This is a genomic window from Pseudomonas sp. JL27(2026), from assembly GCF_056933555.1.
In genome coordinates this window covers 3,614,615-3,640,220 of sequence record NZ_CM167794.1, presented here as the reverse complement: position 1 = coordinate 3,640,220, position 25,606 = coordinate 3,614,615, and the positions used below count along the sequence as shown (strand labels likewise).

The window sequence follows — 25,606 nt, the reverse complement described above, 5'->3', positions numbered from 1 at the left end:
ATCAGTCTACGCCATACCAGCGTTCAGGCCATGGGGGGCAGCCGGCGTTTTACGGGCGTTTTCTTGACGATGGCGGTGTTGGTTTCCGCGCAGGTGTTCAGGCGGTCGAGCAGGGTGTCCAGTTGTTCCATCGAGCGTACGTGCAGGCGTGCGATGAAACAGTCGTCGCCGGTCACCTTGTCGCACTCGGTGAATTCGGGAATGGCCTGGATCTGCCGCTCCACGTTTTGCAGTTGCCCCGGCAACGGGCGAATGCGCACGATGGCTTGAAGTTGATAGCCGAAGCATTTTGGGTCGATGTCAACGGTGTAGCCTTTGAGCACACCGCGCTCTTCAAGTCGTCGCAGGCGTTCGGCCACGCTGGGTGACGACAACCCGCTGATCTGCGCCAGGGCTTTGAGCGAGCACCGGGAGTCTTCCATCAGGGCGCTAATCAGTCGTTGATCAATGTCGTCAGTCATACGCACCTCGTTAGGCAGATGGTCAATTTTGCCTTGGCAAAAAAGGTGAATGGCCAGTTTAGCCTGCATTTGGGTCTGGAGAAGTCTCGCCTCGGATTGGCATACTTTGGGCTCACATCGAGGAGCCTGATCATGGACAAAACGATTCGCCGCGGTTCACTGGAAATGATCGCAGCCATGCTGATTTCCGGAACCATTGGCTGGTTCGTGCTGGTGTCCGGCCTGCCAGTGCTGGACGTGGTGTTCTGGCGCTGCGTGTTTGGCGCCGCCACCTTGCTGGTAATTTGCGCCGTGTTCGGTTTTTTGCGTCCCGGTATTCTGACGCGCACCACGTTTGCGCTGGCCGTGCTCAGCGGGGTGGCCATCGTTGGCAACTGGGTGCTGCTGTTTGCCTCTTACTCGCGGGCCTCGATTGCCATCGGCACCGCAGTCTACAACGTACAACCGTTCATGCTGGTCGGTCTGGCGGCGTTGTGTCTGGGGGAAAAAATCACTGTGCGAAAGCTGTTCTGGCTGGCGGTGTCGTTTCTCGGGATGTTGGCCATTGTCAGTGCCCATGGTGAAGCCGGCGCGGGTGGCGATGCCTACTTGCAGGGGATCGGTCTGGCATTGGGCGCTGCGCTGCTGTATGCCATTGCCGCGCTCATCATCAAACGCCTGACCGGCACGCCACCGCACCTGATTGCATTGATTCAGGTGTGCACCGGCGTGCTGCTGCTCGCGCCCTGGGCGAATTTTTCGGTGTTGCCGCAAAGCGCTCAGGCCTGGGGCAGCTTGCTGACTCTGGGTATCGTGCATACCGGCGTGATGTATGTGCTGCTCTACGGCGCGATTCAGAAACTGCCGACGGCACTCACCGGCGCGCTGTCGTTCATCTATCCGATTGCAGCGATCTTCGTTGACTGGTTCGCCTTCGGCCATCGTCTGGAACCGTTGCAGTGGGTGGGTGTAATCGCGATTTTGCTGGCGGCCGCGGGCATGCAGCAAGGCTGGGGCTTCAAGTTTCGTAAAGCGCTGGTGCAGTGAAGGCTTGAGGGTAATTGGAACCCTGGGCAAACCTGCACCGCAGCATTTCGCACGGCAGGGCGATAGCGCCGATACAGGTCCGGCAACGGACGCAGTATTCGGCGCAAGGGGCGTAGCGGGGCGCCCCTACGGTTTCAGAAAATGTAGTCGGTGGTCAGGAAGCTCGACTCCCGCCCACGAATGATTTCGCTGATCAGCTCTTTGTTGCTCTCCTGGAATTTGGTCGCCACCAGGGTGCGAATCGAAAAGACCCGCAAGGCATCGTGAACCGACAGCGTGCCCTCAGCCGAATTTTTGCGGCCATTGAACGGGAACGTGTCCGGACCGCGTTGGCACTGGGCATTGATATTGATGCGCCCGACCTGGTTGGCGAAGGTGTCGACCAGCCGTCCGACCTGCGCCGCGCTGGTGCCGAAAATACTCAGTTGCTGGCCGAAGTCTGACTCCAGTACGTAGTCGATCACCGTATCCAGGTCACGGTAAGGAACGATGGGCACGACAGGGCCGAACTGTTCTTCCTGGTAGACGCGCATGTCGGTGGTCACCGGGTACAGCACCGCCGGGTAGAAGAACGAATGACGGGACTCGCCTCCGTTGGCATTGACGATGCTCGCGCCTTTGCTCACGGCGTCGGCTACCAGCGCGTGCAAATAATCGACCTTGCCCGATTCCGGCAGCGGGGTCAGCGAAACGCCGCTTTCCCAGGGCATGCCGGGTTTGAGGGTCGCCAGTTTGCGGTTGAATTTCTCGATGAACGCGTCGACCACGTCTTCGTGCACGAAGAGAATTTTCAGCGCTGTGCAGCGCTGGCCGTTGAACGACAATGAACCGGTTACTGCTTCGTTGACCGCGTTGTCGAGGTCGACCTCTGGCAGAACAATGCCAGGGTTCTTCGCATCCAGCCCCAACGCTGCACGTAGGCGGTGCGGTTTGGGGTGAAGCTTTTTCAGGTCGCTGGCGGCTTTGTTGGTGCCGATAAAGGCGAAGATGTCGATCTTGCCGCTGGCCATCAGCGCACTCACGGTTTCCCGGCCACTGCCGTAGATCACGTTGATGACACCGGCCGGGAAACTGTCGCGGAACGCTTCGAGTAATGGACGAATCAGCAGCACGCCGAGCTTGGCCGGTTTGAACACCACGGTGTTGCCCATGATCAGGGCCGGAATCAGCGTGGTGAAGGTTTCATTCAGCGGGTAGTTGTAAGGCCCCATGCACAGGGCCACGCCCATCGGTACGCGCCGGATCTGCCCGAGGGTGTCCTGTTCCAGTTCGAAACGGCTGGAGCGGCGGTCGAGTTCCTTGAGGGCGTTGATGGTGTCGACGATGTAGTCGCAGGTGCGGTCGAACTCTTTTTCCGAGTCCTTGAGGTTCTTGCCGATCTCCCACATCAACAGGGTGACGACGGCTTCACGCTGTTCTCGCATGCGCGCCAGGAACGCTTCGACATGCTGGATCCGCTCGGCGACGCGCAGGGTCGGCCAGTGTCCCTGACCGCGGTCATAGGCGCGGACGGCCGCGTCGAGGGCGCTCAGCGCGGTATTGGCATCGAGCAGCGGCGTGCTGCCGAGGATGACTTGCTCATCGCCGTGCTCGCCGGCCAGGTAAACCGGGCTGCGCACCACCGCCAACGGGCCTTTCCAGGTTTCAAGGACACCATCGACCAGGTATTCGCGCTGTTCGATCGGTTGGGCGAAGCGGTACTTTTCCGGAACATCGGCGGCTGTTGGGAACAGCGGCGAGAGGATGCTTTCTGTGCTCATGAGGCTACCCCGTTTTGAGTGGATACAATGCTGATGGATGGCCGCTTGGCTGTCAGGTTGCGTGCAGTCAGGAAATCGCTCTATGGGTTATACGCCTTTACGAGCGTTTTTTTTAACCCGCAATGCCTGACAAGGGCAGAGCAGGGCGGTTACGGTATCTGGCATCGACATGCGTGGGGCGATGTTGACGGGTATCAATCAGCCGTCTTTCAAACCACACAAACCGTGATGTGCCGGGTAAACTTTGCGCCTTTCCAGAGGAGTTCTCATGAGTTACTACCAGCCGGGCATTCTCGCCACCCCTGTTCCGCCTCAGGCGCGTCATCTGTTTTTTGCCCTCGAATCCGTTGAGGCACTGCCTTTGGCCATTGACCGGTTGATGGCCCTGGTGGACGGGAAATCGGCGGTGGTCGGTTTTGGCGAGTCGCTGGTTCAGGCACTGGGCGCGCAGATCGAAGGTTTGCGGGTGTTCCCGGCGATGACCGGCGTGGGGGTCGATAACCCGTCGACCCAGCATGCGCTCTGGTGCTGGTTGCACGGTGAGGACCGGGGCGAGTTGCTGTACCGCAGTCGTGCGATTGAAACCGCACTGGCACCGGCCTTGCGTCTGGTGCAGATGAACGAGGCGTTCCGCCACATGAACGGCCACGACCTGACGGGCTACGAAGACGGCACCGAGAACCCTCACGATGAAGCCGCCGTGGCGGCAGCCCTGGTGAGCGAAGGGGCTGACGGCCTGGTGGGTGGCAGTTTTGCGGCTATCCAGCAATGGCAACATGACCTGGAAGGCTTCAATGCACTGCCCTCCCAGGCGCAGGACCACATCATGGGTCGTCGCAAGAGCGACAACGAAGAGCTCGACGACGCGCCGATTTCTGCCCACGTCAAACGCACCGCCCAGGAAAGCTTCGCCCCTGAGGCATTTGTGGTCCGCCGTTCGATGCCGTGGATTGAAGGCGATCGCGCGGGCCTGATGTTTCTGGCATTCGGCTTCTCCCTGAATGCCTTCGAAGCCCAACTGCGGCGCATGAGCGGTCTGGAAGACGGCATCACCGATGGCTTGTATCGCATCAGTCGGCCGATCACCGGCGGTTACTACTGGTGCCCGCCGTTGAAGGATGGTCGTCTGGATGTGCGGGCACTGCACATCGCTTGAGTGACAACAGGTCAGGGAGCGCGGCATGAACGTAGTGCGGTGGGCAATGATTGGCTGCGGCAGCGTCGCTGAACGCAAGAGCGGGCCCGCCTTCTACAAGGCGCCGGGCTCGGCACTGGTGGCGGTGATGGGGCGGCGGCTGGAAGCTGCGCGCGATTACGCGACGCGTCACGGCATCGCCAGGGTTTACGCCGACGCCGCGTCCTTGATCGCGGACCCCGAGGTGGACGCGGTGTATATCGCCACACCACCCGACAGCCATCATGCCTATAGCCTGCAAGTCGCGGCGGCGGGCAAGCATTGCTGCGTCGAGAAGCCGATGTCGCTCAATGCCGGGCAAAGTCTGCAGATGCAGCAGGCCTTTTCCGATGCAGGCCTGCACCTTTTCGTGTCCTATTACCGACGCTCCCTGCCGCGCTTTCAGCAGGTGCGGCAATGGTTGCAGGAAGGGCGGATCGGTGAGGTTCGGCACCTGAGCTGGACCCTGACCAAAGCCCCGACCGCGGCGGACCAGAGCGGTGGCGCCAACTGGCGCACAGACCCGAGCATTGCCGGTGGCGGCTATTTCGCTGACCTGGCCAGCCATGGCCTGGACCTGTTTCAGTACCTGTTGGGCGACATCGTCGAAGTGGCTGGTTTCACCGCCCATCAGGCCGGACTGTATGCCGCTGAAGATGCGGTGAGCGCCAGTTGGCGCTTCGCCTCGGGCGCGCTGGGCATGGGCTGCTGGAACTTTGTCGCGGACCGGCGCGAGGATCGCGTAGAGCTGATTGGTAGCCACGGCCGGATAGTCTTCTCGGTGTTCGATGAGCATCCGGTGCAGTTGCAGGCTGACGAAACCCTCAGTGTGCACATCGACCACCCCGAACACATCCAGTGGTACCACGTGCTTGGCATGAACGCCCACATTCGCGGCGACATTTCCCACCCGGCCGTGGCAGAGCAGGCCTTGAAGACTGACTGGGTGATGGACCGGATCCTCAAGCGCAACCCGGCGTAACGCCATTCAGTACATTGCCGTCCCATCCATAGCGAGTACTCATGTGCTGGCCTTGCTGCGCCATGGCTTGAGCGCATCAAGTCAATAAAACAGCGCCAATATTTTTATTTGCCTGTTCGCACTGATGGCACTTTGGCATAATTGCGGCTGCTGACGTTCAGCACGTCACGTCTATCCGGCCCTCATGTCCATGAAAGCTCTGTTATCAGAGGCTTTGGCGTGTGCCGTGGCCGGACATCAAACAGCGGTTTATCAGGGGAATGCAGAGTGAGATTGATCTCAAGGGTTTTGCTGTCGGGCGTAACAATTGCGGCATTGGGTGGCATGGCCGGTTGTGCGACGGAAAGCTCTCGGGCGCTGCCGATTGAAAAGGTCGAAAGTGCCAGCCATGCCTGGTCCGGCGTGCGCGTTCCAATGGCGGTCGGCAAGTTCGATAACCGCTCCAGCTACATGCGCGGCATCTTCTCCGACGGCGTTGATCGCCTCGGCGGTCAGGCCAAGACGATCCTGATTACCCACTTGCAACAGACCAACCGTTTTAACGTGCTGGACCGCGACAACATGGGTGAAATTGCCCAGGAAGCGGCCATCAAGGGCCAGGTCCAGCGGCTCAAGGGCGCGGATTACGTGGTCACCGGCGATGTCACCGAGTTTGGTCGCAAGGAAATCGGCGACCATCAACTGTTCGGCATTCTGGGGCGCGGCAAGACCCAGGTGGCGTACGCCAAGGTCAACCTGAACATCGTCAACATCAGCACTTCCGAAGTGGTTTATTCGACCCAGGGCGCTGGCGAATATGCCTTGTCCAACCGTGAGGTCATCGGCTTTGGCGGCACCGCTGCCTACGATTCGACCCTCAACGGCAAGGTCCTGGACCTGGCCATGCGCGAGGCGATCAACCGCCTGGTAGACGGGATCAACGCCGGTGCCTGGAAACCGGGCAACTGATCTGCAGTAATGACAGGGAAACGTTCACACATGTTCAAGACTTACGTATCGTCATCGCGCCTGGCGGCTGCGCTGCTTGCCAGCGTGCTGCTCAGCGGCTGCGCCGGCCCGAAAACCCTTTACCAGTGGGAAGGCTACGAGCCGCAGGTGTACGAGTATTTCAAGGGTGAAGAACCCAAGGAAGCCCAGGCCGAAGCGCTGGAACGCGACCTGCAAAAGATCCAGTCAACCGGCAAGGCTGTGCCGCCGGGCTACCACGCGCACCTCGGGTTGCTGTACCTGAGCATGGGCAAGGACGACCAGATGGTGCAGCAGTTACGTACCGAAAAGACCTTGTTCCCAGAGTCGTCGACCTACATGGACTTTCTGCTGAAGAATGCCAAAACCGGAGACGGTAAATGAGCACGCGCGCATTGAAACTGTTTGCCGGCCTATTGGCACTGGCCGTGCTGGGCGGTTGCGTCAAGCCCAAGACTGTGGATTACGCGGCCTACAAACAAAGCCGTCCCAAGACCATTCTGGTGCTGCCGCCGCTGAACCAGTCACCGGACATCAAGGCCTCCTATAGCCTGCTGTCGCAAGTGACCTTTCCGCTGGCCGAAGCGGGGTACTACGTGCTGCCCATCGCGCTGGTCGACGAGACGTTTCGTCAGAATGGCCTGAGCACCCCGGCGGACATCCATGAGGTGGCGCCCAACAAGCTGAACGATATTTTCGGTGCCGATGCGGCGCTGTACATCACGGTCAGCGACTACGGCACCCGTTACATGGTGATCACCAGTGAAACCGTGGTGACGGCCAGCGCGAAACTGGTCGACCTGAAAACCGGGACCACCCTGTGGACCGGTTCGGCCAGAGCGTCGAGCGAGGAAGGTAACAATAACGGCGGTAATCTGGTGGGCATGCTGATCACCGCGGCGGTCAAGCAGATCATCAACAGCTCGACCGACGCCGGCCATCCGATTGCCGGTATCACCAGCAATCGCCTGTTGTCGGCGGGGCAACCGGCCGGTTTGTTGTACGGCCCGCGTTCACCGAAGTACGGCACCGACTGAGTGGCCGTCAGCGCCGGGCGAGTGCAATGCTCGTCGGGCGCCCAGGCGACGAACGGACACCGCTGGTCTGATTGACGGTCGACAGAATGGCGCAGGCGAGGCCATTCTGATGATTGGTGAATGTTTTCAACAACGTTCGCCACCGATCAACAAACGGAGGTGTTCCATGCCGGTGACCCATGACCTTTACCAGGACCTGAGCTGCACGAAAGAAGACATTCTGGAAAAACGCAAACAGGATCCTCGACTCGATTCACTGCTCAATCAGTATGCGCAGGCGGACGCCGAGGTGGTGGCCGCCGAGACGGCAGCCTCGGATGCACCGACCGATGACCAACTGAAAAAGCTCAAACAGAAGCGGTCCCTGGTCAAAGACAAGATCGTCCAGCAGTTGGAAGTGCTGACCCTCAATGGCCGATAGCCGGTGAGCCGTCAAGGGGAACGGCAATCTTGCCCGGTCCCTCTAATGAACAGGGCCTGAATGCTTTCAGGCTCCCTGTGAGGTGCCCCATGCACAAGCCCAAATTCCCCAGCGAAGAACAGGGCGGTTATGACCCGATACCGATTGCCCCTGAACCCTTGAGCCCCGGCCGTACCACCGTCCACCCAGACAGCGAACCGGGTTTGGATGAGTGGCCGGAAAGCGAAGGTGCATGGTCATTGGACGAGGACGATGAAACCGCGAAGACACCTGATCGCGTGCGTGACAAGCCGTAGAATCCACGTTGAAACACCCGCTTAAGCCCGGCCGAAAGGTCGGGCTTTTTGACTTCAGTTTTTCGGATGTTGCAGCACTTTGCCGAGCGGCAATCGTGCCATGTGGCTGGCCGTCAGTGAGCCGAAGTACAACCAGTCGCCATACTCGCGCGCGGTCGTAAGCGGTGAATAGTTACCGCGGCTGGCGTCTTGCAGGTTCGCGATAACCTTTCCTTCCTCATCCAGCCCCAGCACAAAGGCACGGTTCTCCACCGGTTTGGGTAGAACCATCATGGCGCGTACAAGCATCTTGCGCAGATACGGCCACCCGGCAGTGCCGTCAAGCAAGGCGCTGCGGGGTGCATACAGGGCGACCCAAAACCGGTTGTGACCGTTGAAGGCCAGGTTGTCCGGCAGCCCTGGCAGGTTGTCGATGAACAGATCATGGCTGCCAGCCTTCGGCCCGCTGAGCCAATAGCGGGAGATGCGATAGGCGCCGGTCTCATTGACCAGCACGAAAGCCTCGTCCGGGCCCAGCGTCACACCGTTGGCGAACTCCAGCCGATCGAGCAATTGTTGCGTTTTACCGGTCTGGAAGTCGTAGCGCAGCAGGCGTCCGTCGCCCCCATGCTCGATGATGGCCTCACCGTCCTGGCCGTAACCCCAGCGGCTGGATGAATCGCTGAAATAGGCGTAGTGCCCGGCGCGGTCGAGCGTCACATCGTTGGTAAAACCGAACGGCACGCCGTCGACCTCACGGCTCAACGTACTCAACTGACCGTGTGCGTCCAGGGCCAACAACCCTTTGACCCCGTCGGCAATGATCAACCGGCCATCCGGATGCCGCGCCAGCCCCAGCGGCCTGCCGCCAGTGTTGATCAGCACGTCGAGGGTTTTGCCATCAATGGAGGTACGGACCACCCGGCCGTCGTGCAGGCCGGTAATGAGGAAACCGTCCTCCAGCAACAGTGCTTCCGGCCCATTGATGTCAGGTGCACCGGCCATTTCGAGTGCTTTGAGTGTCTGGTTTTCAGCGTAGACCCCGGTCGTCAGTGAAGGGGCCGTCGAAGGCGCCCAAGCGACCGGTTGAACCTTCGTCGGTGCCAGCAGCAGAAAGGCCAGGACGAGGATCACCAGCAGCGTAAACGCGGTGCGTAAGCGGATTTGATTCATTCTGCGAGTGCTCCGGTCGGGATCGGTATCGCGTGTTGCGCCATCTCGCGCAGCGCCAGCATCGAGGCTGCCGACTCCCGCTCGATGCGTCGCTTGAGCAGCAGCCGGTTGGCGATACGCATCAGCAAGCCACTGAAGCGATAGTCCAGCGTGCGGATGAATCGCGTGCCCGCGCCGTCGGCGGTGCATTCGTAAGTCACCACCAGTTCCAGACCATGATTGCCCAGGGCCCGTGCACTCCAGCGCAGGCCCGGCAGGTATTCGTTGACCTCCCAGCTCAAGTGCCCGGCGCGGCCACCGGCATGGATGTCCTCTTCGAAACGAGCACCGGCCTGCAACGGACCAGGCTGGCCGTCGACCTTCAGCGACGAAGGGTGCCATTGTGGCCAGTGCGTGGCGGTGCTGGCGTAGGCGAGCACCTCATAGGGCGGGCGCGCAATGTCGATTCGGTGCTGTAGGCGTGTCATGGACGTCCTTGCAGGCTTGAAAACACCATGATCGGGTTCGGGCTCCCAATACAGCGTGCCAAACAGGTAGTCCATCAGCGGCAGGACGATATTGAAATTACGCTCCTGCATCAGCTCGCGGCGGTGATGCAGTTCATGCAGACGGCGCATCTGGCGGACCCACGGCAGGCGCGAGACAGGGTGGCTCGACGGCAAATGCTCGCACGCATGGAACACCTCGTAGGTCAGGTAAGCGAGGACCATGCAGGCGCCGAAAAGCCCGGCAACGTTGGCGTCGAGTTGTGCGAGCAACCACCAGGCGGGCAGGGTCAGCAGCAGGCTGTGGACCACGATCAACCAGGCCGGGAACAGAATCACCCGCCAGTCCCGGGGGTCTTCATACGTCATGTGGCCGGGGGTGAAGAAGCTGTGGTGATCGCCCGTGTGGCGAGCATAGAACATCTGCGCCAGGCCTCGTTTGTGATGGCCCAACTGGCGGTGCACGAAGTAAATGCCGGCGTTGGCGAGCAGCAAGGTCAGCGGCACGCTTAACCATTCCAGCGGTTGCACCTGATGCACGGTGCTGGCGAAGAACACCATGCCCAGCAACCCAAAAATCAGCACGAAGCCGCCATGCAGCCACGGGTTGTAGCGCGGGTGCACACCGGCTCGGTAGCGAGCACGGAACGCCTGAGTGGTTTGTCTCATCGCGACCGTCCTGTTGTCGTTGTTGTGTAAAGCAGACTAGCTGCGTACGGATTATCCGCCCAATCGTATTCAAGAGGCAGGGCCCGCAAGGTTCGACGGGGGTGGGTGGGTCGTGTATTTTCGGCGGCAGATTTTCTATGGATGGCTTTTCATCATGACGATGACCCCAACAGACCGCGTGCTGAATTTCTGGCACAGCGTCGAGTTTTTCAATGCCTACAACCTTGACCAGCCTCTGGAAAAGGCTCGTCGCTTGCGCAGTGTCGAGTTGCTGGATGAGCGGGCCCTGAACAATGGTACCTGGGACACCTATGCCGCGTGTCGACGGGTGCTCTACCTGCTGCCGTTCGAGGCGGCGCATGCCACGGGGCTGATCGAGCAGTATGTCGACGGGCCGCTGGTGGATGAAGTCGCCCGCGTGCGAGACGGCGAAATGGCTCCCACCGGGCTGACCTGTTTTGCCCGGCTGAGTCTTGACGAGGCGGGTGTGCCGGATTTTCAGGGGTTCAGTCTGTCGACGCTGCCATGGGCGATGGGCCGTTTGGTTGACCAAGGCATCAGCGCCTTGTGCGCAGAAAGTTTCGAGGCCAGCGTGGCGACGCTCAAACGCGACCTGGAGGACGATTGGTCACGGCAAGAGCATAAAATATTCGGCCCCGATTCGTTGGCGCGCTGGGTCGAGCACTTGAAGGCGTGGGCCCTGTTCACGCCGCCCGAAGCGTCGTTGGCCTACCTGGATGCGTGGCCGCTGCCCAAGTCGTCCAAAAACCGTAGTGTCGTGCCTGAAACGGCTGCCGACCCGGACGCGGAAGCGCTTGAAGAGCAAGAGCCGAGCGCAGAGCTGCCAATCCTCAACAGCTTCTATGTACACGACCTGGCCCACGCCAAACGCGTGTTGGCCTCAGCCAATCCGCCCAGGGCACTGAAGGCGTACCTGAGCGCCGAGGACGCGACCAAGCTCGATCTCGACGACCCCCTCGGCCAGGAAGCGATTCGCGACACACTGCATCCGGCAAACGGCATCGGCGGGCGTTGGCCGTCCGAATCCCGGCATGTTCAGTCGCTGATGCAGCAGTTTGCCTTGAACAAAATGCGCACCCTGGGCGAGGGCGAGATCCTGGCCGTCAATGGCCCGCCCGGCACCGGCAAGACCACGTTGTTGCGTGATTTGATCGCCCACCTGGTGGTGGAGCGGGCGCAGGTGCTCTCAGGGCTGGCGAGCGCGAAGCAAGGCTTGAGCGGGCGTACTGTCGAGGCTGTGTTTGCCAAAAAAACCTACACCATCCCGCTGCTGTCCGAGGCATTGACCGGTTTCGAAATACTCGTGGCATCCACCAACAACGGTGCGGTGGAAAACCTTTCGCTGGAGTTGCCGCAACTCAAGGGCATCGACCCGGCTCGCGTCAGCAAGCTGGGCTATTTCAAGCAAGTGGCGACCCGTTACGCAGGGGTGAAGATAAACAAACCCTGGAGCGTGCCGGAGCCGGTCTGGGGGCTGGTGTCGGCAGCGCTGGGGAAAAAGGATAATCGTCGACGCTTCAAGGACATCTTTGGCAACCGGGCGGCAACGCCCGGTGACACGCCGGGATTCCGTTTTCTGGGCAATGACAAGGTGGACTGGAAAAGTTGGGACAACGTCGGCGCCATGACCTATTGGCGCTACAAGCTCGTCAACGAAAGTGTTCAGCCGAGTTTCCAAGTGGCCAGGCAGCGCTTTCTGAAGGCCCGCGAGGTGCACGATCAGTTGCGCGCACAGCTTGAGGTGCTGGCAACGCTTTACGCCAATTTGCAGCGTGACTGGAAGGCCCTCCAGGCACTCTGGCCTGGCGCACCGACCTTGAGCGCGAGCAACCTCACGACGTTGACCGAAGGCGCAGCACGCCTGCTCACACGCCTTGAGACGCAGGTTCAAGGGTTGGAGTGCAAGCTTGGCCCGGCGCTGTTTCGCTGGCTGGCGCGGTGGTTTCGCAAGCCCCTTTTGAAAGAATGGACCGACGCCTGCACGGCGCGGGATTTCGTCAAAACCTTTGAAAGCCATCTGCATGACGTGCCGGCCTTGTTGAAGAGCTGCGACGTCAGCCTGTGGGATGGCGCCTCACTGGACAGCCACGCCAATCAGGAAAAGGCCTTCTGGCAAGGCACACGCTTGAATGAAGCCCGCAGCGATCTGTTCAGTGCGGCGATGGTGCTGCACCAGGCGTTTTTCCTTGAGGCTGCGGAGCGCAACACGGTCTACGCGTTGAATGACATGCTTGACCGGCCTCCGTGTTTAGCCGCTCGAAAGGCGTTGTGGCAGTGGTTCTTCATGTTGACGCCGGTGGTGTCGAGCACTTTTGCCTCGATCCGTTCCCAATTCTCCGGCCTGGAGCCTGAATCCCTCGGTTGGCTGATTATTGACGAAGCCGGGCAAGCGCCCCCACAAGCGGCGGTCGGCGCAATCATGCGCGCCCGGCGCGTTGTGGTGGTGGGGGACCCGTTGCAGATCGAGCCGGTGGTGACCCAGTCCACGCGCCTGCTCGCCAGCTTAGGCAAGCACTGGCTCGATACGCAGTGTTCACGCTACGCCGTCGACAGTCATTCGGTGCAAAGCCTGGCCGACCGTGGTTATGCCTTCGGCGTGCGGCACCCCGTCGATCAACAGGCGTTCATCGGGATTCCCCTGGTCATGCACCGGCGCTGCGACAACCCGATGTTCGAGATTGCCAACGCGATCGCCTATGCCGACCGGATGAAACACGCCAAGCCTGGCGCCGTCAGTGCCCATCCGGTGCTGGGCGCCAGCGCGTGGTGGGACATTGGCGGGCAGGGTGAGGCCGGCACCAAGTATGTTGCGACCCAAGGGCTGCGACTGCTTCAGGCATTGCTCGCGCTGTACACCGAAGGGTTTGCCGAGCACGGCGCGCGGATGCCGGCGGTGTTTGTGATCACACCGTTTCGCGAGGTGAAAGAGGGGCTGCTGAGCCTGTTGGGCCAGCGCAAAACCTGGGAGGCGGCGTTGGCGGGTTCCGAGTTGCCGGTGCCGGGCGGTCTGCGTCAGTGGTTGGAAACCAACATTGGCACGGTTCATACCTTCCAGGGCAAGGAGGCCGATATCGTGTTCTTCGTGCTCGGTTGTGACGCCACTCGCGGCGGTGCGATTGACTGGGCGGCCTCGCGGCCCAACCTGTTGAACGTGGCCGTCACCCGCGCCAGGCACTACCTGTACATTCTGGGCGACCGGAACCTGTGGGGCACTCAGCCCCACTTCGATGTGGCGCTTGCCAGGTTGTCCAGGTCCTGCGCGCCGAGCATTTCACCGACCTTGCTGGCCGAGCAGGCAACGTAATGAATGCTCAGGGGGGGCTGGTGAGTCGGCCCCCGTTTTCAGAGCAGCGGATTCCAGCGTTGTGACCAGTCGCTGTCAGCCTTGACCACGTCGCGCAGCAACGCGAATGCCTGCTGCAAAACCGCCGAATCGCGGTCGCGCGAATACACCAGGTAAGTCGGGTAGCTGAACTCCGGCGCCTTGGGCACCCGTTCCAGTACGCCGCTGTCCAGGTAGGCCTGAACCACGCGGGTGCGAAAGTAACCCGCGCCGCCGTTTTCCAGAATGTACTGCAAGGCCAGTGGCCCGAGGTTGAAGCTCAGCGCCGCTTTTGCCTTGTCGGGCAGTGCCGCGTCGTGTCGCCGGCAAAAGTCTTTGCCCCAGTCGATGTACACATAGGGTTCTGGCCGGGAGGGCAGGCGGACCTGAATCAGTTTTTCTTCCAGCAACTGCTCCACTTGCAGGCGCGGCCAGTACTCGGGCTGGAACACCAGCGCGGCATCCAGCACGCCCATTTCCAGTTGCTTCAACAGGTGCTCGCCGTCGCGGATTTCCGTGCGCAAGGCATGGCTGGGAATCTGCTCACGCAGGGCGCGGGCCCAACTGAGCATCAGCGGGTTGCACAGACTGACCTCGCCACCGATGTGCAGGACGTTGCGATAACCCTCCGGTAACGGCAGGTCACGGCGCGCCGCTTCCCAGGTTTGTACCAACTGATTGGCGTAGACCACGAAGGCTTCGCCATCGGCGGTCAATCGGGCGCCGGCGCGGTTGCGCACGAACAAGGTGCTGGCGAGCTGACTTTCGAGTTTCTGCACCCGTGCGGTGATCGCGGTCTGCGTGACGTGCAGTTTCGCGGCGGCGGCAGCCAGGCTGCCGCAGCGAACGATTTCCAGAAAGGTGCGAGCGAGTTCGATGTCCATGAGGGGGCGCGTGCTGAAAAGTGACCGGCAGTGTAGAGCAAGCGCTGCTCAGCCGGGCATTGCGCGGACGACTTTTGCCTAAGGCTCAATAGCGCAGGCAATGCCTGCGCCACCGATGATGGTGGGTCAGCACCCAACCCGCCTCCGGACGGAACCGGAAGCAGGCTGGCGTTTGAGGACGCGGTGGATCAGGCGATCAGTTCCACTTCGCGCGCCATGGCCCACGGTGCGATCAAGCGTTGCGGGGTCTGGCAGGTTTTGCGCTTGTAGACGAAATTGCGGCACTTCTCGGCGAACTGATGACGGTTCTGCACCATGTCCAGGTGCATCTGCGCCAGTTCCGCTTCACGGCATTGCTGGATGCGTTGCAGGTCGCCGTGGGCCTTGCGTTGGCGAACCTCGGCGTAGCGGGGGTCCGTCAAGGTGCTGTTGGCCCGTTGCAGCAACCACAGGCCGAATTCGTGCGGGCAGCGCGGGCCGACTTCCTGAATCATTCCCCATTGCTGGGCCTGGAAGGTGCTGACCGGCAGGCAGTCCTGCGTGAGCTTCTCGGCCATGGCGCTGCCGACGGCGCGGGGCAGGCTGTAGGTCCAGTATTCCGAGCCGTACAGGCCCATGGTTTTGTAATGAGGGTTGAGCACGATGTTAGCCCGGGCGAACACGATGTCGGCGGCCAGCGCCAGCATCACGCCGCCGGCTCCGGCGCTGCCGGTCAGGCCGCTGACCACCAGTTGGCGTGCCGTTAGCAGTTCTTCGCAGACGTCGTCGATTGCCTGAATGTTGGCCCAGGCTTCCAGGCCTGGCACGGGTGCCGCTTGAATCACGTTGAGGTGCACGCCGTTGGAAAAGTTCGCCCGCCCGCCCTTGATCAACAGTACTTTGGTGTCTCGGGTCTTGGCCCAGCGCAACGCCTCGACCAGTCGCTGGCACTGTTCGGTGCTCATGGCGCCGTTGTAGAACTCGAACGTCAGCTCGCCGACATGGCCCGACTCGCGGTAGCGGATCGGCTGATAGGCTTCATCGCTGAATGGCTGGCTGGACACCGACCAGTCGAGTGTCGGCACGTTCTCCAGTTGCCCGGCCAGGACATGCCGGGCGGGCAGTTTGAAGGTTTCTTCGCCCGGTTGGGCCTTGCGTTTGAGCGAGCCGATCCACAGGCTGCGATCACCGGCCGCCACCAGCACGGCGTCGTCGTGCACCGCGAGGATTTCCCCCGGAATGCCACTGCGGGTGTCCAGGTGCGCGTCGTACACGTAGTACTGACCGCCGGCCAGGCTGGCCAGCACGCCGGGTTGTCCGTCGGCGGCGTCGATACTGCGTTTGATGAAACGCGCGCAATCGTGCCAGCTGAACATCCGGTCGGCCTGTTTCATGTTCGGTTGCAGGCGCCCCAGAACGTTGGGCCGGGTGTAGTCGAGCGGGGCCGGGACAAAATCGCTGCCGAACTTTTCCACCACATCGCGGATGCAGTAGATCGCCGCGTCGGCAACCGGGCCGTTGTACAGCTCGGATTTGCGCATGCCCTCGGGCACGTTGAATTCGTAGGTCGACCAGATCGGCCCGGCGTCCATTTCTTCCACCGCTTGCAGGGCGGTGACGCCCCAGCGCGTGACTTGCTGGGTAATGGCCCAGTCCAGGGCGCTGGCCCCGCGATCACCGACAATGCCGGGGTGGATGATGACGAGCGGGCGCTGGCGGTTGCTCCACAATTGTTGAGGGACGCGGTCCTTGAGGAACGGGCAGATCACCAGGTCGGCGCCTGAGGCTTCGATGCGTTCGCAGACTTCGGCTTCGGTGGTGAACAGCACCACGCTGGGTTCGTGACCCGACTGGCGCAGGTCCAGCCAGGCACGTTGGGTCAGGCCGTTGAAAGCCGAGGACAGTAGAACGATCTTCAGGGGACGCATGATTTGACTCTTCCTTGAGAATGCGTGGCCGGACGGCTTCCAATCAGCCGTCCGTGGCCTTTTGATGGAAGCGCGAGGTTAGTCGCTCCCGGAGTGGGTTCTGCTGACCGAGATCAATCTTGTGGTGGCTGGGTTTGCGTGAGGCGACCAGATGCATATTCTATAAAGTTCGCATGTATTAATTTTTAATTACTTCAATTGTATTCAGCCCTGTTGCACAGTCGCTTCCCTAATCCTGAGCCGGTTCAATCGCTGGCAGAACCAGACGTTACGAAGCGGGCAGGACCCGTTTTATGAGGGAGCAAGGCATGGGTGCGATTCAGAACCCTCACTATCAGGTGATCGGGCAGATGTTCAAAAGCGACTATCACTGGCTGTGCACCTCAGTCAGCCGTGCGCTCGGTTGCCCGCACAGCGCGCAGGACATTGCTTCGGAGACCTTCGTGCGAGTGCTGGCCCTGGCCGATCCGCTGGCGATTCGCGAACCCCGGGCGCTGCTGACCACCATCGCCCGGCGACTGGTCTACGAGGGCTGGCGCCGCCAGGACCTGGAGCGTGCGTACCTTGAAAGCCTGGCGCTGGCGCCGACCCCGGTGCATGCCTCACCCGAGGAGCGGGCGTTGGTGGTCGAAGCGCTGCTGGCCGTCGACCGTCTGCTCAACGGGCTGTCGGCCAAGGCCCGCGCAGCGTTTCTCTATCATCAACTCGATGGCCTGACGTACAGCGAAATCGGCCAGTTACTGGGGGTTTCCACCAGCCGTGTGCAGCAATACATGGCGGACGCGTTCAAGCGCTGTTATCAGGCGATGGCCGACGCATGAGCCGCTCGCAACCGGATCAGGCCGTGGTCGACGATGCGGCGCAATGGATGGCCCTGCTGCAATCGGGCGAGGTCAGTGCCCAGGCGTTGCAGGCCTTCAATGAGTGGCGCGCCGCCGACCCCCATCACGCAGCGGTGATCGAGTTGATGAGCGGTGGCCTCACTGCACTGCGCAGTAATGCGTTGCGCACGGTGCCGCGTGAAAGTTTGTTGCACAGCCTGAACGCCCGATCGAGTCGTCGACGTTTTATCGGCGGCAGTCTGAGCGTGCTGGGCGTGGCGCTGGTTGCCGGTGTGCTCGGTCGCCGTTACGGCCTGCTGCCCGAAGCAGGCGAGTTGCACACTGGCACGGGCGAGCGCCGGGACTTTGCCCTCGACGACGGCAGCGCGCTGACGCTGAATGCCCGTAGCCGGGTGGTCGCCCGGTTCGACCCCGGCCAACGCTTGTTGCAGTTGCAGGCCGGTGAGCTGCTGGTAGATGTGGCGCGCGACCCTGGGCGGCCGTTTGTGGTGCAGACCGAACACGGTCGGCTACGGGCCCTGGGGACGCGGTTTCTGGTGCAGCGCACAGATCAGTCGACGCGGCTGGTGATGCTCCATTCACAGGTTGAAATCACCACCGCCAGCGGTGCCCGTCACGTGGCCGAGGCTGGTGACAGCGTGCGCTTCGATGAGCACGGTATCCTGACGGCAGAGCGCGCCAAGGGCCATGAAAGTGCCTGGACTCAAGGCCTGCTCGAAGCACGGGACCGACCCTTGAGCGAGGTCATCGACAGCCTGCGCGCCTATCGGCCTGGCATCGTGCGGCTCAGCCCCGAGGTCGCCGGTGTGCGCCTCAGTGGCATCTACCCGCTGGACGACAGCGACCGCACGCTGCAACTGCTTGAGCGCTCGCTGCCGATCAGGGTGACTTACCACAGCGCCTATTGGGTCAGCATCGAGCCACGGTTATAAGGCCATCGCCACTGTGCCTAAGCCGTGCCCTGTAAAATCCCTGCGGTCGCGGCTCATTCCCTGTAGACCCTTTACACCCAAAGCGGTACTGCGGACCTCAAGGCCGTATGGCCGGCAATGGTGGGTGGACGTGAGTTATTACCTCGGCAGTTGAGGCCCGCAGGTGATTGCTCCCAAGCGGCGCGCACGCCTGGCGCGTGGGGGCGATCAAAGGGCATAAGGTCAGCATGCTTCGGTCTAAACGCCGCCCTATAAAAACCCTCTCGCCATTGCACATCCCTGCATAAACCTAACGCAGGGATGGTTGTCCATGATTCGATTTTCACCCCATAAATCCCCTCTGAGCCTGGCCTTGCTGCTTGCCTTGAACACGTTGCCGGCGCTGGCCGCCAGCAGCACCGATTTCAATCTGCCGGCCGGTCCTCTGGACCAGACGCTGCTGGGCATTTCCCGGCAGGGCGGCGTGCCGATTTCCTTTGAACAGTCGCGGGTGGCCGGTATTCAAGCGCCGGCGATTCAGGGGCGCCTGACGCAAGCCCAGGCCTTGCACCTGGCTTTGCAGGGCAGCGGCTTGACCGATCAGGCCAGCGCCGATGGCGTGGTGGTAACCGCCGAACCGCGTAGCGCTGCCGTTGCCACGCCAACGGCTTACGCCGAACCGACCACGCAGTTGCAACGGGTCGAAGTCACCGGCACGGCGATTCGTCGGGTCGATGCCGAAACGGCGGTGCCAGTGACCATTCTCAAGGCTGAAGACCTGCGCAAGCAGGGCGTGACCAGCACCGAAGAACTGGTCGGGCGGTTGTCGGGCAACCAGTCAGTGAACAACTCCAGCCGCTCGGTCGGTTCGGACACGGGCGGTGCGTCATTTGCCGATTTGCGCGGCATCGGTTCGAACAAGACCCTGGTGTTGCTCAACGGTCGGCGGCTGGGTAATAACGCCATCGACGGTGCCTCGGTGGACCTCAACACCATCCCGTTCGCGGCCATCGACCGGGTGGAAATCCTGCGTGACGGCGCGTCGGCGTTGTACGGTACCGATGCGATTGGCGGAGTAATCAACTTCATCACCAAGAAGGGGTTGACCGACGGCCAGTTCACCACCGGTTACGAGACGCCCACTCATTCCGGTGGCGGCGACAGCCAGAACTTCAGCGGCAGTTGGGGCTTTGGCGATTTGCAGGAAGACCGCTTCAACGTCTTTGCCGTCGCCAACTACGACAAACAGGAACACCTGGGGGCCAAGGACCGCGCCTACACTTACAACTACCAGCCGGGTCGTGGCCTGGATTACAGCTCCGGCACCGCCAACCCGGCCAACTGGAGCCAGGGCGCCAATGCCACCAACCCCTTGGCGGCCAGCGGTTGCAACGCACCGGGGTTGATCGCCCGCAACGGTATTTGCCGCCAGAGCCTGTGGAGTTACCTGGACCTGATCCCGGAAACCGAAAAAACCTCGGTGTTCACCAAGGCCACCGGCAAACTGGCGGACGATCACAACGTCAACCTGGAGTACTTCTGGGCGCGCAACAACAACGAAACCCAGGTCGGCCCGGGCACTCTGACCGGTCAGCACATCAACCCCGGCACGGCGTTCTACCCCGGCAACGGCATCACGCCCGGTCCCAACGGCTTTGCCCTGGACGCCACAAAACCGGTGAACGTCAACTGGCGTGAAGCGGCCCTCGGTCCGCGTCAGCAGACCTCGCAAAACACTGGCCAGCGGCTGCTGTTGAGTTTCGACGGCACCGTGGCCGGTTGGGACTATGACATTGGCGCCTCGTACAACCAGAACAAGGTGATCAGCAGCATCGACAGCGGTTACGTTGATGATCGTGCGGCCGGCGCCGGGTTGGCCAATGGCATCCTCAACCCGTTCGGTCCGCAAACGGCAGGCGGGCAGGCGTACTTGCGCGACAACGCCCTGAGCGGCGATTACCGGACATCGGTCGGCCGGGTGAAAGGCCTGGACGGCCGCGTCAGCCGCGAGATCGGCGACTGGTTCGGTGCCGGCCCTACCGGCCTGGCATTGGGCGGGGAGTTTCGCAAGGAAGATTTCCATCAGGACATCGCAGGCTTTGCCGGCGATGTGCAGAGCCTGGGCGTGGACCCCAACGCCAGCGTCAGCGGCGACCGGGACTTGAAGGCCCAGTACGCCGAAGTCAACGTGCCGGTGCTCGACAGCCTGGAGCTGTCCGCTGCGATTCGTCACGACAAATACAGCGATTTCGGCAGCACCACCAACCCGAAGTACTCGTTCCGCTTCCAGCCGTTCCGTGAGCTGGTGGTGCGGGGCGCCTACAGTGAAGGCTTTCGCGCGCCGTCGTTGTACGAGTTGTACAACCCGACTTACACCACCTTCACCAGCGCCAACTACAACGACCCGCGCCTGTGCGCGGGCGGTACGCCAGGCAATGGCGGGATCGCCAACCGCGATTGCGCCCAGCAGTACAACAACAAGACCGGTGGCAACACCAACCTGAGCCCGGAAACAGCCCGTAACGTCACCCTGGGGTTTGTCTATCAGCCGTTCAGCGCGTTGAACGTGGGTGTCGACTTCTGGTGGATCAAGATTGCCAACCAGATTGCCGAGTTTCCTGAATCGGCGGTGTTCGCCAACCCGGACCAGTACGCCGACCGGATCGTGCGCAAGGCTGATGGCTCAATCGATCACGTAGTGACCGGGCTGGCCAACCTGGGCAAGGTCAAGACCAGCGGTGTCGACCTGAGCCTGGATTACCGTTTCCCGGAAAGCGCCTACGGTCAATTCGGCCTGGGCTTGCAGGGCACCTACGTCAGCCGTTACGACTTCCAGCAGCAAATTGGCGGCAAGTACCTGGACAACGTTGGCGACTTCCAGGGCGTTGGGGTCATCGCCCGCTGGAAACACCTGGCCACTGCAACCTGGAGCAAAGGGCCGCTGGGCGCGACCTTGAGCAACCGTTTCACCACCGGTTACAACGACTACGACCGTGAGACGCATGCCCGGGTCGGCTCCTACAACCTGTGGGATTTGTCCGGCACCTACCAATGGCGCGAGACGCTGGGCGTGACCCTGGGAGTGAAAAACCTCTTCGACCGCGAACCGCCGTTCAGTAACCAGACCTACACCTTCCAGAGCGGCTACGACCCGCGCTACACCGACCCGTACGGGCGAACGCTGTTTACACGGGTCAGTTACAACTTTTGAGGATGTGTTCAATCAATGGTCAGGACGGTTTTTAGTAACCAATGGTTCTAAATGACGCTCTATAAAAACCGCCTGCCTGTTGCACATAACAGGCAGGCGAGCAGCGTCAGCCGTGCTGATCCGGTCTGAAGGATCAAACGCCCATGTCACTACGCCTTGTTTTCGCTTCCTGGCTCGGCCTGCTCGTCAGCCAGGCCTTGCTGGCGGCACCGCAAACCGCCCTCACGGTCTACGGCGAAGCCCCCAAGTACCCGGCCGGTTTCCAGCACTTTGACTACGTCAACCCGGATGCGCCGAAGGGCGGCAGCCTGCGCCGCTCGTCACTGGAAGGCGGGCCGTTCGATCATCTGATTCCGTATGTCGACAAGGGCACCGGCGTCGCCGAAATCGACGGCTGGGTCTACGCGCCGCTGGCCTACCGTTCCAAGGATGAGCCCTACAGCGTGTACGGTCTGGTGGCCCAGCGCATGGAGCTGGCGCCGGACCGCTCGTGGTTGCGGTTTTACCTGAACCCGAATGCACAGTTTGCCGATGGCAGCCCGATCAGCGCCGAGGACGTGCGCTACACCTTCGAATTGCTCACCACCCAGGGCAGCTTCAAATACCGTCAGCAGTTTGCGGATGTCGGTGAGGTGGTCGTCGAGTCGCCGACCCAGGTGCGGTTCGTCTTCAAGAACCGTGACAGTCGCACCCTGGCGCTGGACCTCGCGACCTTGCCGGTGCTGCCGGAACACTGGTGGCGCACGCGTAATTTTGCCGATGGTGGCGGTTTCGAGGCGCCGCTGGGCAGCGGTCCGTATCGCGTCACGTCGGTGGACGCCGGACGCAGCGTCAACTTCGAACGGGTCAAGCACTGGTGGGGCCAGGACTTGCCGGTGTCCCGTGGGCTGTACAATTTCGACAGCCTGCGCGTGGAGTTCTTTGCCGACACCGAGGTGTCCCGGCAGATCCTCAAGGCCGGGGGCTTTGACTACAACCGCGAATTCTCCGCCACCGGGTTCACCATCGGTTATGCCGGCGCGGCGCTGGAGGATGGGCGGCTGCAACGTGAACACCTGGCCCCCGGCGCGGCGCAGGGCGCGCAGGGGTTTGTCTTCAATCTGCAAAAGCCGCTGTTTCAGGACCGTCGCGTGCGCCAGGCGATTGCACTGCTGTGGGATTTCGAGTGGACCAACCGGCAAATGATGCGCGGCATGTACGTGCGCCAGCGCAGTTACTTTTCCCATAGCGAGTTATCGGCGCAGGCGTTGCCGGGAGCCGAAGAGTTGAAAATTCTCGAACCCTGGCGCGGGCAGATCCCCGATGAGGTGTTCAACCAGGTGTTCGAGGTGCCGCACACCGACGGCAGCGGGATTGTCCGCGGCCAGCAGTTGCAGGCCCTCAAATTGCTGGAAGAGGCCGGCTGGACGCCCAAGGGCGATCAACTGGTGAACACTGCCGGCGAACCCTTGCACTTCACCTTCCTCAATGGCCAGAAAGGTTTTGAACGGTTGCTGCTGCCGTTCAAACGCAACCTTGCGCAGATCGGCATTGGCTTCGATATCCGCCAGGTCGACACGGCCCAGTACACCAACCGGGTGCGCAGCCGTGACTACGACATGATCGTCGTCGGCTATCCGGTGACCCAGGCACCGGGCCGCGAGATGTTCAATTACTTCGGCGCTGACGGTGCTGACGATCCGGGCTCCAACAACTACATGGTGCTGCGCGATGCGGCGGTCGACGGTCTGCTCGCCGGGCTGGCCCAGGCCGACAGCCGCGCCAGCATGCTCAACCACGCCCGTGCACTGGATCGGGTGTTGCAGTGGGGCTACTACTGGATTCCCAACTACTACCCGCCGGGGATTTCCACGGTCTGGTGGAACCGTTTTGGCCGTCCGGCGATTGCGCCGCTGTATGACGCCGGGTTGGAAACCTGGTGGGAAGTCAGCCCTCAAGCGTTGACCCAAACCCGGATGAAACAACGCACTCAGGAGTATTCCCATGTTGGCTTATAGCGTGCGGCGGTTGCTGCTGATCGTGCCGACGCTGCTGTGCATCCTGCTGGTCAATTTCGCCATCGTCCAGGCTGCGCCGGGCGGCCCGGTGGAGCAAGCCATCGCCCGGCTCCAGGGGATTGGCGCGTCGTCGGCCGTGGGCGGCGGGCATGCCGAAAGTGTCGGTGGCGAGTCTCGCGCCACCCGAGGGCTGGACCCCAAACTGGTGGCCGACATCGAGCGCCAGTACGGCTTCGACAAACCGGCGAGTGAACGCCTGTGGCTGATGCTCAAAAGCTATGCGCGGCTGGACTTCGGTTCGAGTTCCTTCCGGGGTGAGACGGTCACCGGGCTGATCGTGCAGAAGCTTCCAGTGACCTTGTCGCTGGGGTTGTGGGCGACGCTCATCACCTACCTGGTGTCGATTCCGCTGGGGATTCGCAAGGCCATTCACCACGGCTCGGCATTCGACGTCTGGAGCAGCGCGGCGATCATCGTTGGTTACGCGATGCCGGGGTTTCTGTTCGCGTTGCTGCTGATCGTGGTGTTCGGCGGGGGCACGGCGCTGGACTGGTTTCCGGTGCGTGGGCTGGTCTCGGAAAACTTCGATCAACTGTCGGCCCCCGGCAAAATCGCCGACTACTTCTGGCACTTGGTGCTGCCGGTCAGCGCGCTGGTGATCGGCGGTTTTGCGACGCTGACCCTGCTCACCAAAAACAGCTTCCTCAATGAGATTTCCAGGCTTTATGTGGTGACGGCCCGGGCCAAGGGGCTGAGCGAACGGCAGGTGCTGTACGGCCATGTGTTTCGCAACGCCATGCTGTTGGTGGTCGCCGGTTTGCCCCAGGCCTTGGTGACCGTATTTTTCGGCGGTTCGCTGCTGATCGAGGTGACCTTTTCCCTCGATGGCCTGGGCCGCATGAGTTACGAAGCAGCGGTGGCGCGGGACTACCCGGTGGTGTTCGGTTCGCTGTTCATCTTCACCCTGTTCGGCCTGCTGATAAAACTGCTCGGCGACCTCTGCTACAGCCTGGTCGACCCGCGTATCGACTTTTCTGCGAGGGCTGCTTGATGGTTGCGTTGTCCCCTGTGGGCCAGCGCCGCTGGCAGCGTTTCAAGGCCCATCGTCGTGGCTGGTGGTCGTTGTGGCTGTTCCTTGGGTTGTTCGGGCTGAGCCTGGGCGGTGAACTGCTGGCCAATGACAAACCGTTGCTGGTGTCGTATGAGGGCCAGTGGTACTTCCCGGCGTTCAAGCGTTACACCGAGCAGGACTTTGGCGGGCAGTTGCCGTTTCAGCCGGACTATCGCAGCGCCTCGGTGCGCCAGTTGATCGAGGGGCAGGGCGGGTGGTTGTTGTTTGCGCCGATCCCGTTCGATTTCGACACACCTAATTACGACCTGACCGAGCCTGCGCCCAGCCCACCCTCCGCACAGAACTGGCTGGGCACTGACGATCAGGCCCGTGACGTGTTGGCGCGGGTGATTTTCGGCACGCGGGTGTCGTTGTTGTTTGCCTTGGCACTGACCGCTGTCAGCGCGCTGATCGGCATCGTTGCCGGGGCGTTGCAAGGGTACTACGGCGGCTGGGTCGACTTGCTCGGCCAGCGTTTGCTGGAGGTCTGGTCGGGGCTGCCGGTGTTGTACCTGCTGATCATTTTGTCGGGCTTCGTCGAGCCGAATTTCTGGTGGCTGTTGGGGATCATGGCACTGTTTTCCTGGCTCAGCCTGGTGGACGTGGTGCGCGCCGAGTTCTTGCGCAGCCGCAGCCTGGAGTACGTGAAAGCCGCGCGGGCCCTGGGTGTCGGCGACGGCCAGGTGATGTGGCGCCACATCCTGCCGAACGCCATGAGTGCCACGCTGACCTACTTGCCGTTCATCCTCACGGGCGCGATTGCCACGTTGTCGGCCCTGGACTTTCTCGGTTTCGGCATGCCGGCGGGCAGTGCTTCCCTGGGTGAACTGATCGGCCAGGGCAAGAACAACCTGCAAGCACCGTGGCTGGGGCTGACGGCTTTTTTTGCTCTGGCGCTGATCCTTTCCCTGCTGGTGTTTATCGGCGAAGCCTGCCGCGATGCGTTTGATCCGCGATCTTGATCCGCTTTT

The 25,606-nt window shown here is 61.7% G+C and carries 21 protein-coding genes; 15 read left to right on the top strand and 6 right to left on the bottom strand.

Annotated elements, in window-relative coordinates; translation table 11 throughout:
* Window positions 1-23: 23 nt before the first annotated feature.
* A complete protein-coding gene (locus tag AC1Z1G_RS16635; RefSeq protein ID WP_483621124.1) occupies window positions 24-461 on the bottom strand; it encodes an Lrp/AsnC family transcriptional regulator in 438 nt (145 codons plus the stop codon).
* Between the two features lie 132 nt (window positions 462-593).
* Between AC1Z1G_RS16635 and AC1Z1G_RS16630 the strand changes: the two genes are divergently transcribed.
* Window positions 594-1,487, top strand: a complete 894-nt coding sequence (locus AC1Z1G_RS16630) for a DMT family transporter (protein WP_483621123.1) — start codon at window positions 594-596, stop codon at window positions 1,485-1,487.
* A gap of 134 nt (window positions 1,488-1,621) precedes the next feature.
* On the opposite strand, the gene AC1Z1G_RS16625 is transcribed toward AC1Z1G_RS16630, so the two are convergent.
* Window positions 1,622-3,247, bottom strand: coding sequence for an NADP-dependent glyceraldehyde-3-phosphate dehydrogenase (locus tag AC1Z1G_RS16625; RefSeq protein ID WP_483621122.1), 1,626 nt, complete (start codon window positions 3,245-3,247; stop codon window positions 1,622-1,624).
* 268 nt (window positions 3,248-3,515) lie between these two features.
* On the opposite strand from AC1Z1G_RS16625, the gene AC1Z1G_RS16620 reads away from it, so the two are divergent.
* From AC1Z1G_RS16620 to AC1Z1G_RS16590, 7 genes are all read left to right on the top strand, one after another.
* A complete protein-coding gene (locus AC1Z1G_RS16620; protein WP_483621121.1) occupies window positions 3,516-4,403 on the top strand; it encodes a Dyp-type peroxidase in 888 nt (295 codons plus the stop codon).
* A gap of 25 nt (window positions 4,404-4,428) precedes the next feature.
* Window positions 4,429-5,403, top strand: a complete 975-nt coding sequence (locus tag AC1Z1G_RS16615) for a Gfo/Idh/MocA family protein (protein ID WP_483621120.1) — start codon at window positions 4,429-4,431, stop codon at window positions 5,401-5,403.
* A gap of 324 nt (window positions 5,404-5,727) precedes the next feature.
* Complete coding sequence (locus tag AC1Z1G_RS16610) at window positions 5,728-6,351, top strand: CsgG/HfaB family protein (protein ID WP_483627883.1); 624 nt, start codon at window positions 5,728-5,730, stop codon at window positions 6,349-6,351.
* Between the two features lie 30 nt (window positions 6,352-6,381).
* Window positions 6,382-6,753, top strand: a complete 372-nt coding sequence (locus tag AC1Z1G_RS16605; protein ID WP_483621119.1) for a DUF4810 domain-containing protein — start codon at window positions 6,382-6,384, stop codon at window positions 6,751-6,753.
* Window positions 6,750-7,406 (top strand): DUF799 domain-containing protein, encoded by a 657-nt coding sequence (locus AC1Z1G_RS16600; protein WP_483621118.1) that lies wholly within the window; start codon window positions 6,750-6,752, stop codon window positions 7,404-7,406. Before AC1Z1G_RS16605 ends, AC1Z1G_RS16600 begins: the two co-directional genes overlap by 4 nt.
* Before the next feature lie 166 nt (window positions 7,407-7,572).
* Window positions 7,573-7,827: a DUF465 domain-containing protein gene (locus AC1Z1G_RS16595; RefSeq protein WP_483621117.1), complete on the top strand. Its 255-nt coding sequence runs from the start codon at window positions 7,573-7,575 to the stop codon at window positions 7,825-7,827.
* A gap of 89 nt (window positions 7,828-7,916) precedes the next feature.
* Window positions 7,917-8,123 carry a hypothetical protein gene (locus tag AC1Z1G_RS16590; protein WP_483621116.1) on the top strand — a complete coding sequence of 69 codons (207 nt, stop codon included), beginning with the start codon at window positions 7,917-7,919 and terminating at the stop codon, window positions 8,121-8,123.
* A gap of 54 nt (window positions 8,124-8,177) precedes the next feature.
* On the opposite strand, the gene AC1Z1G_RS16585 is transcribed toward AC1Z1G_RS16590, so the two are convergent.
* Window positions 8,178-9,275, bottom strand: coding sequence for an SMP-30/gluconolactonase/LRE family protein (locus AC1Z1G_RS16585; RefSeq protein ID WP_483621115.1), 1,098 nt, complete (start codon window positions 9,273-9,275; stop codon window positions 8,178-8,180).
* Window positions 9,272-10,429 (bottom strand): sterol desaturase/SRPBCC family protein, encoded by a 1,158-nt coding sequence (locus AC1Z1G_RS16580; protein ID WP_483621114.1) that lies wholly within the window; start codon window positions 10,427-10,429, stop codon window positions 9,272-9,274. Before AC1Z1G_RS16580 ends, AC1Z1G_RS16585 begins: the two co-directional genes overlap by 4 nt.
* A gap of 154 nt (window positions 10,430-10,583) precedes the next feature.
* Here AC1Z1G_RS16580 and AC1Z1G_RS16575 point away from each other — a divergent pair, with 154 nt between their 5' ends.
* Window positions 10,584-13,754: a DEAD/DEAH box helicase gene (locus AC1Z1G_RS16575; protein WP_483621113.1), complete on the top strand. Its 3,171-nt coding sequence runs from the start codon at window positions 10,584-10,586 to the stop codon at window positions 13,752-13,754.
* 38 nt (window positions 13,755-13,792) lie between these two features.
* Here the strand turns inward: AC1Z1G_RS16575 and AC1Z1G_RS16570 are convergent, their stop codons facing one another.
* Window positions 13,793-14,656, bottom strand: a complete 864-nt coding sequence (locus AC1Z1G_RS16570; RefSeq protein ID WP_483621112.1) for a LysR family transcriptional regulator — start codon at window positions 14,654-14,656, stop codon at window positions 13,793-13,795.
* Between the two features lie 188 nt (window positions 14,657-14,844).
* The gene (locus AC1Z1G_RS16565) at window positions 14,845-16,563 is read right to left on the bottom strand and encodes a hydrogenase maturation protein (protein ID WP_483621111.1); all 1,719 of its coding nucleotides are present in this window, start codon (window positions 16,561-16,563) and stop codon (window positions 14,845-14,847) included.
* 308 nt (window positions 16,564-16,871) lie between these two features.
* Here AC1Z1G_RS16565 and AC1Z1G_RS16560 point away from each other — a divergent pair, with 308 nt between their 5' ends.
* The 6 genes from AC1Z1G_RS16560 to AC1Z1G_RS16535 all read left to right on the top strand — a co-directional run bounded on the left by AC1Z1G_RS16560 (window position 16,872) and on the right by AC1Z1G_RS16535 (window position 25,597).
* Window positions 16,872-17,384: a sigma-70 family RNA polymerase sigma factor gene (locus AC1Z1G_RS16560; protein ID WP_483621110.1), complete on the top strand. Its 513-nt coding sequence runs from the start codon at window positions 16,872-16,874 to the stop codon at window positions 17,382-17,384.
* Complete coding sequence (locus AC1Z1G_RS16555; protein WP_483621109.1) at window positions 17,381-18,337, top strand: FecR domain-containing protein; 957 nt, start codon at window positions 17,381-17,383, stop codon at window positions 18,335-18,337. Before AC1Z1G_RS16560 ends, AC1Z1G_RS16555 begins: the two co-directional genes overlap by 4 nt.
* A 310-nt stretch (window positions 18,338-18,647) precedes the next feature.
* Window positions 18,648-21,527, top strand: coding sequence for a TonB-dependent receptor (locus AC1Z1G_RS16550; RefSeq protein WP_483621108.1), 2,880 nt, complete (start codon window positions 18,648-18,650; stop codon window positions 21,525-21,527).
* 143 nt (window positions 21,528-21,670) lie between these two features.
* Window positions 21,671-23,524, top strand: coding sequence for an extracellular solute-binding protein (locus tag AC1Z1G_RS16545; RefSeq protein ID WP_483621107.1), 1,854 nt, complete (start codon window positions 21,671-21,673; stop codon window positions 23,522-23,524).
* Window positions 23,511-24,575 (top strand): microcin C ABC transporter permease YejB, encoded by a 1,065-nt coding sequence (locus AC1Z1G_RS16540; RefSeq protein WP_483621106.1) that lies wholly within the window; start codon window positions 23,511-23,513, stop codon window positions 24,573-24,575. Before AC1Z1G_RS16545 ends, AC1Z1G_RS16540 begins: the two co-directional genes overlap by 14 nt.
* Entirely contained in the window at window positions 24,575-25,597 is a 1,023-nt protein-coding gene (locus AC1Z1G_RS16535; protein ID WP_483621105.1) for an ABC transporter permease, read from the top strand. The genes AC1Z1G_RS16540 and AC1Z1G_RS16535 overlap by 1 nt, the downstream gene beginning before the upstream one ends.
* The last annotated feature ends 9 nt before the right edge of the window (window positions 25,598-25,606 follow it).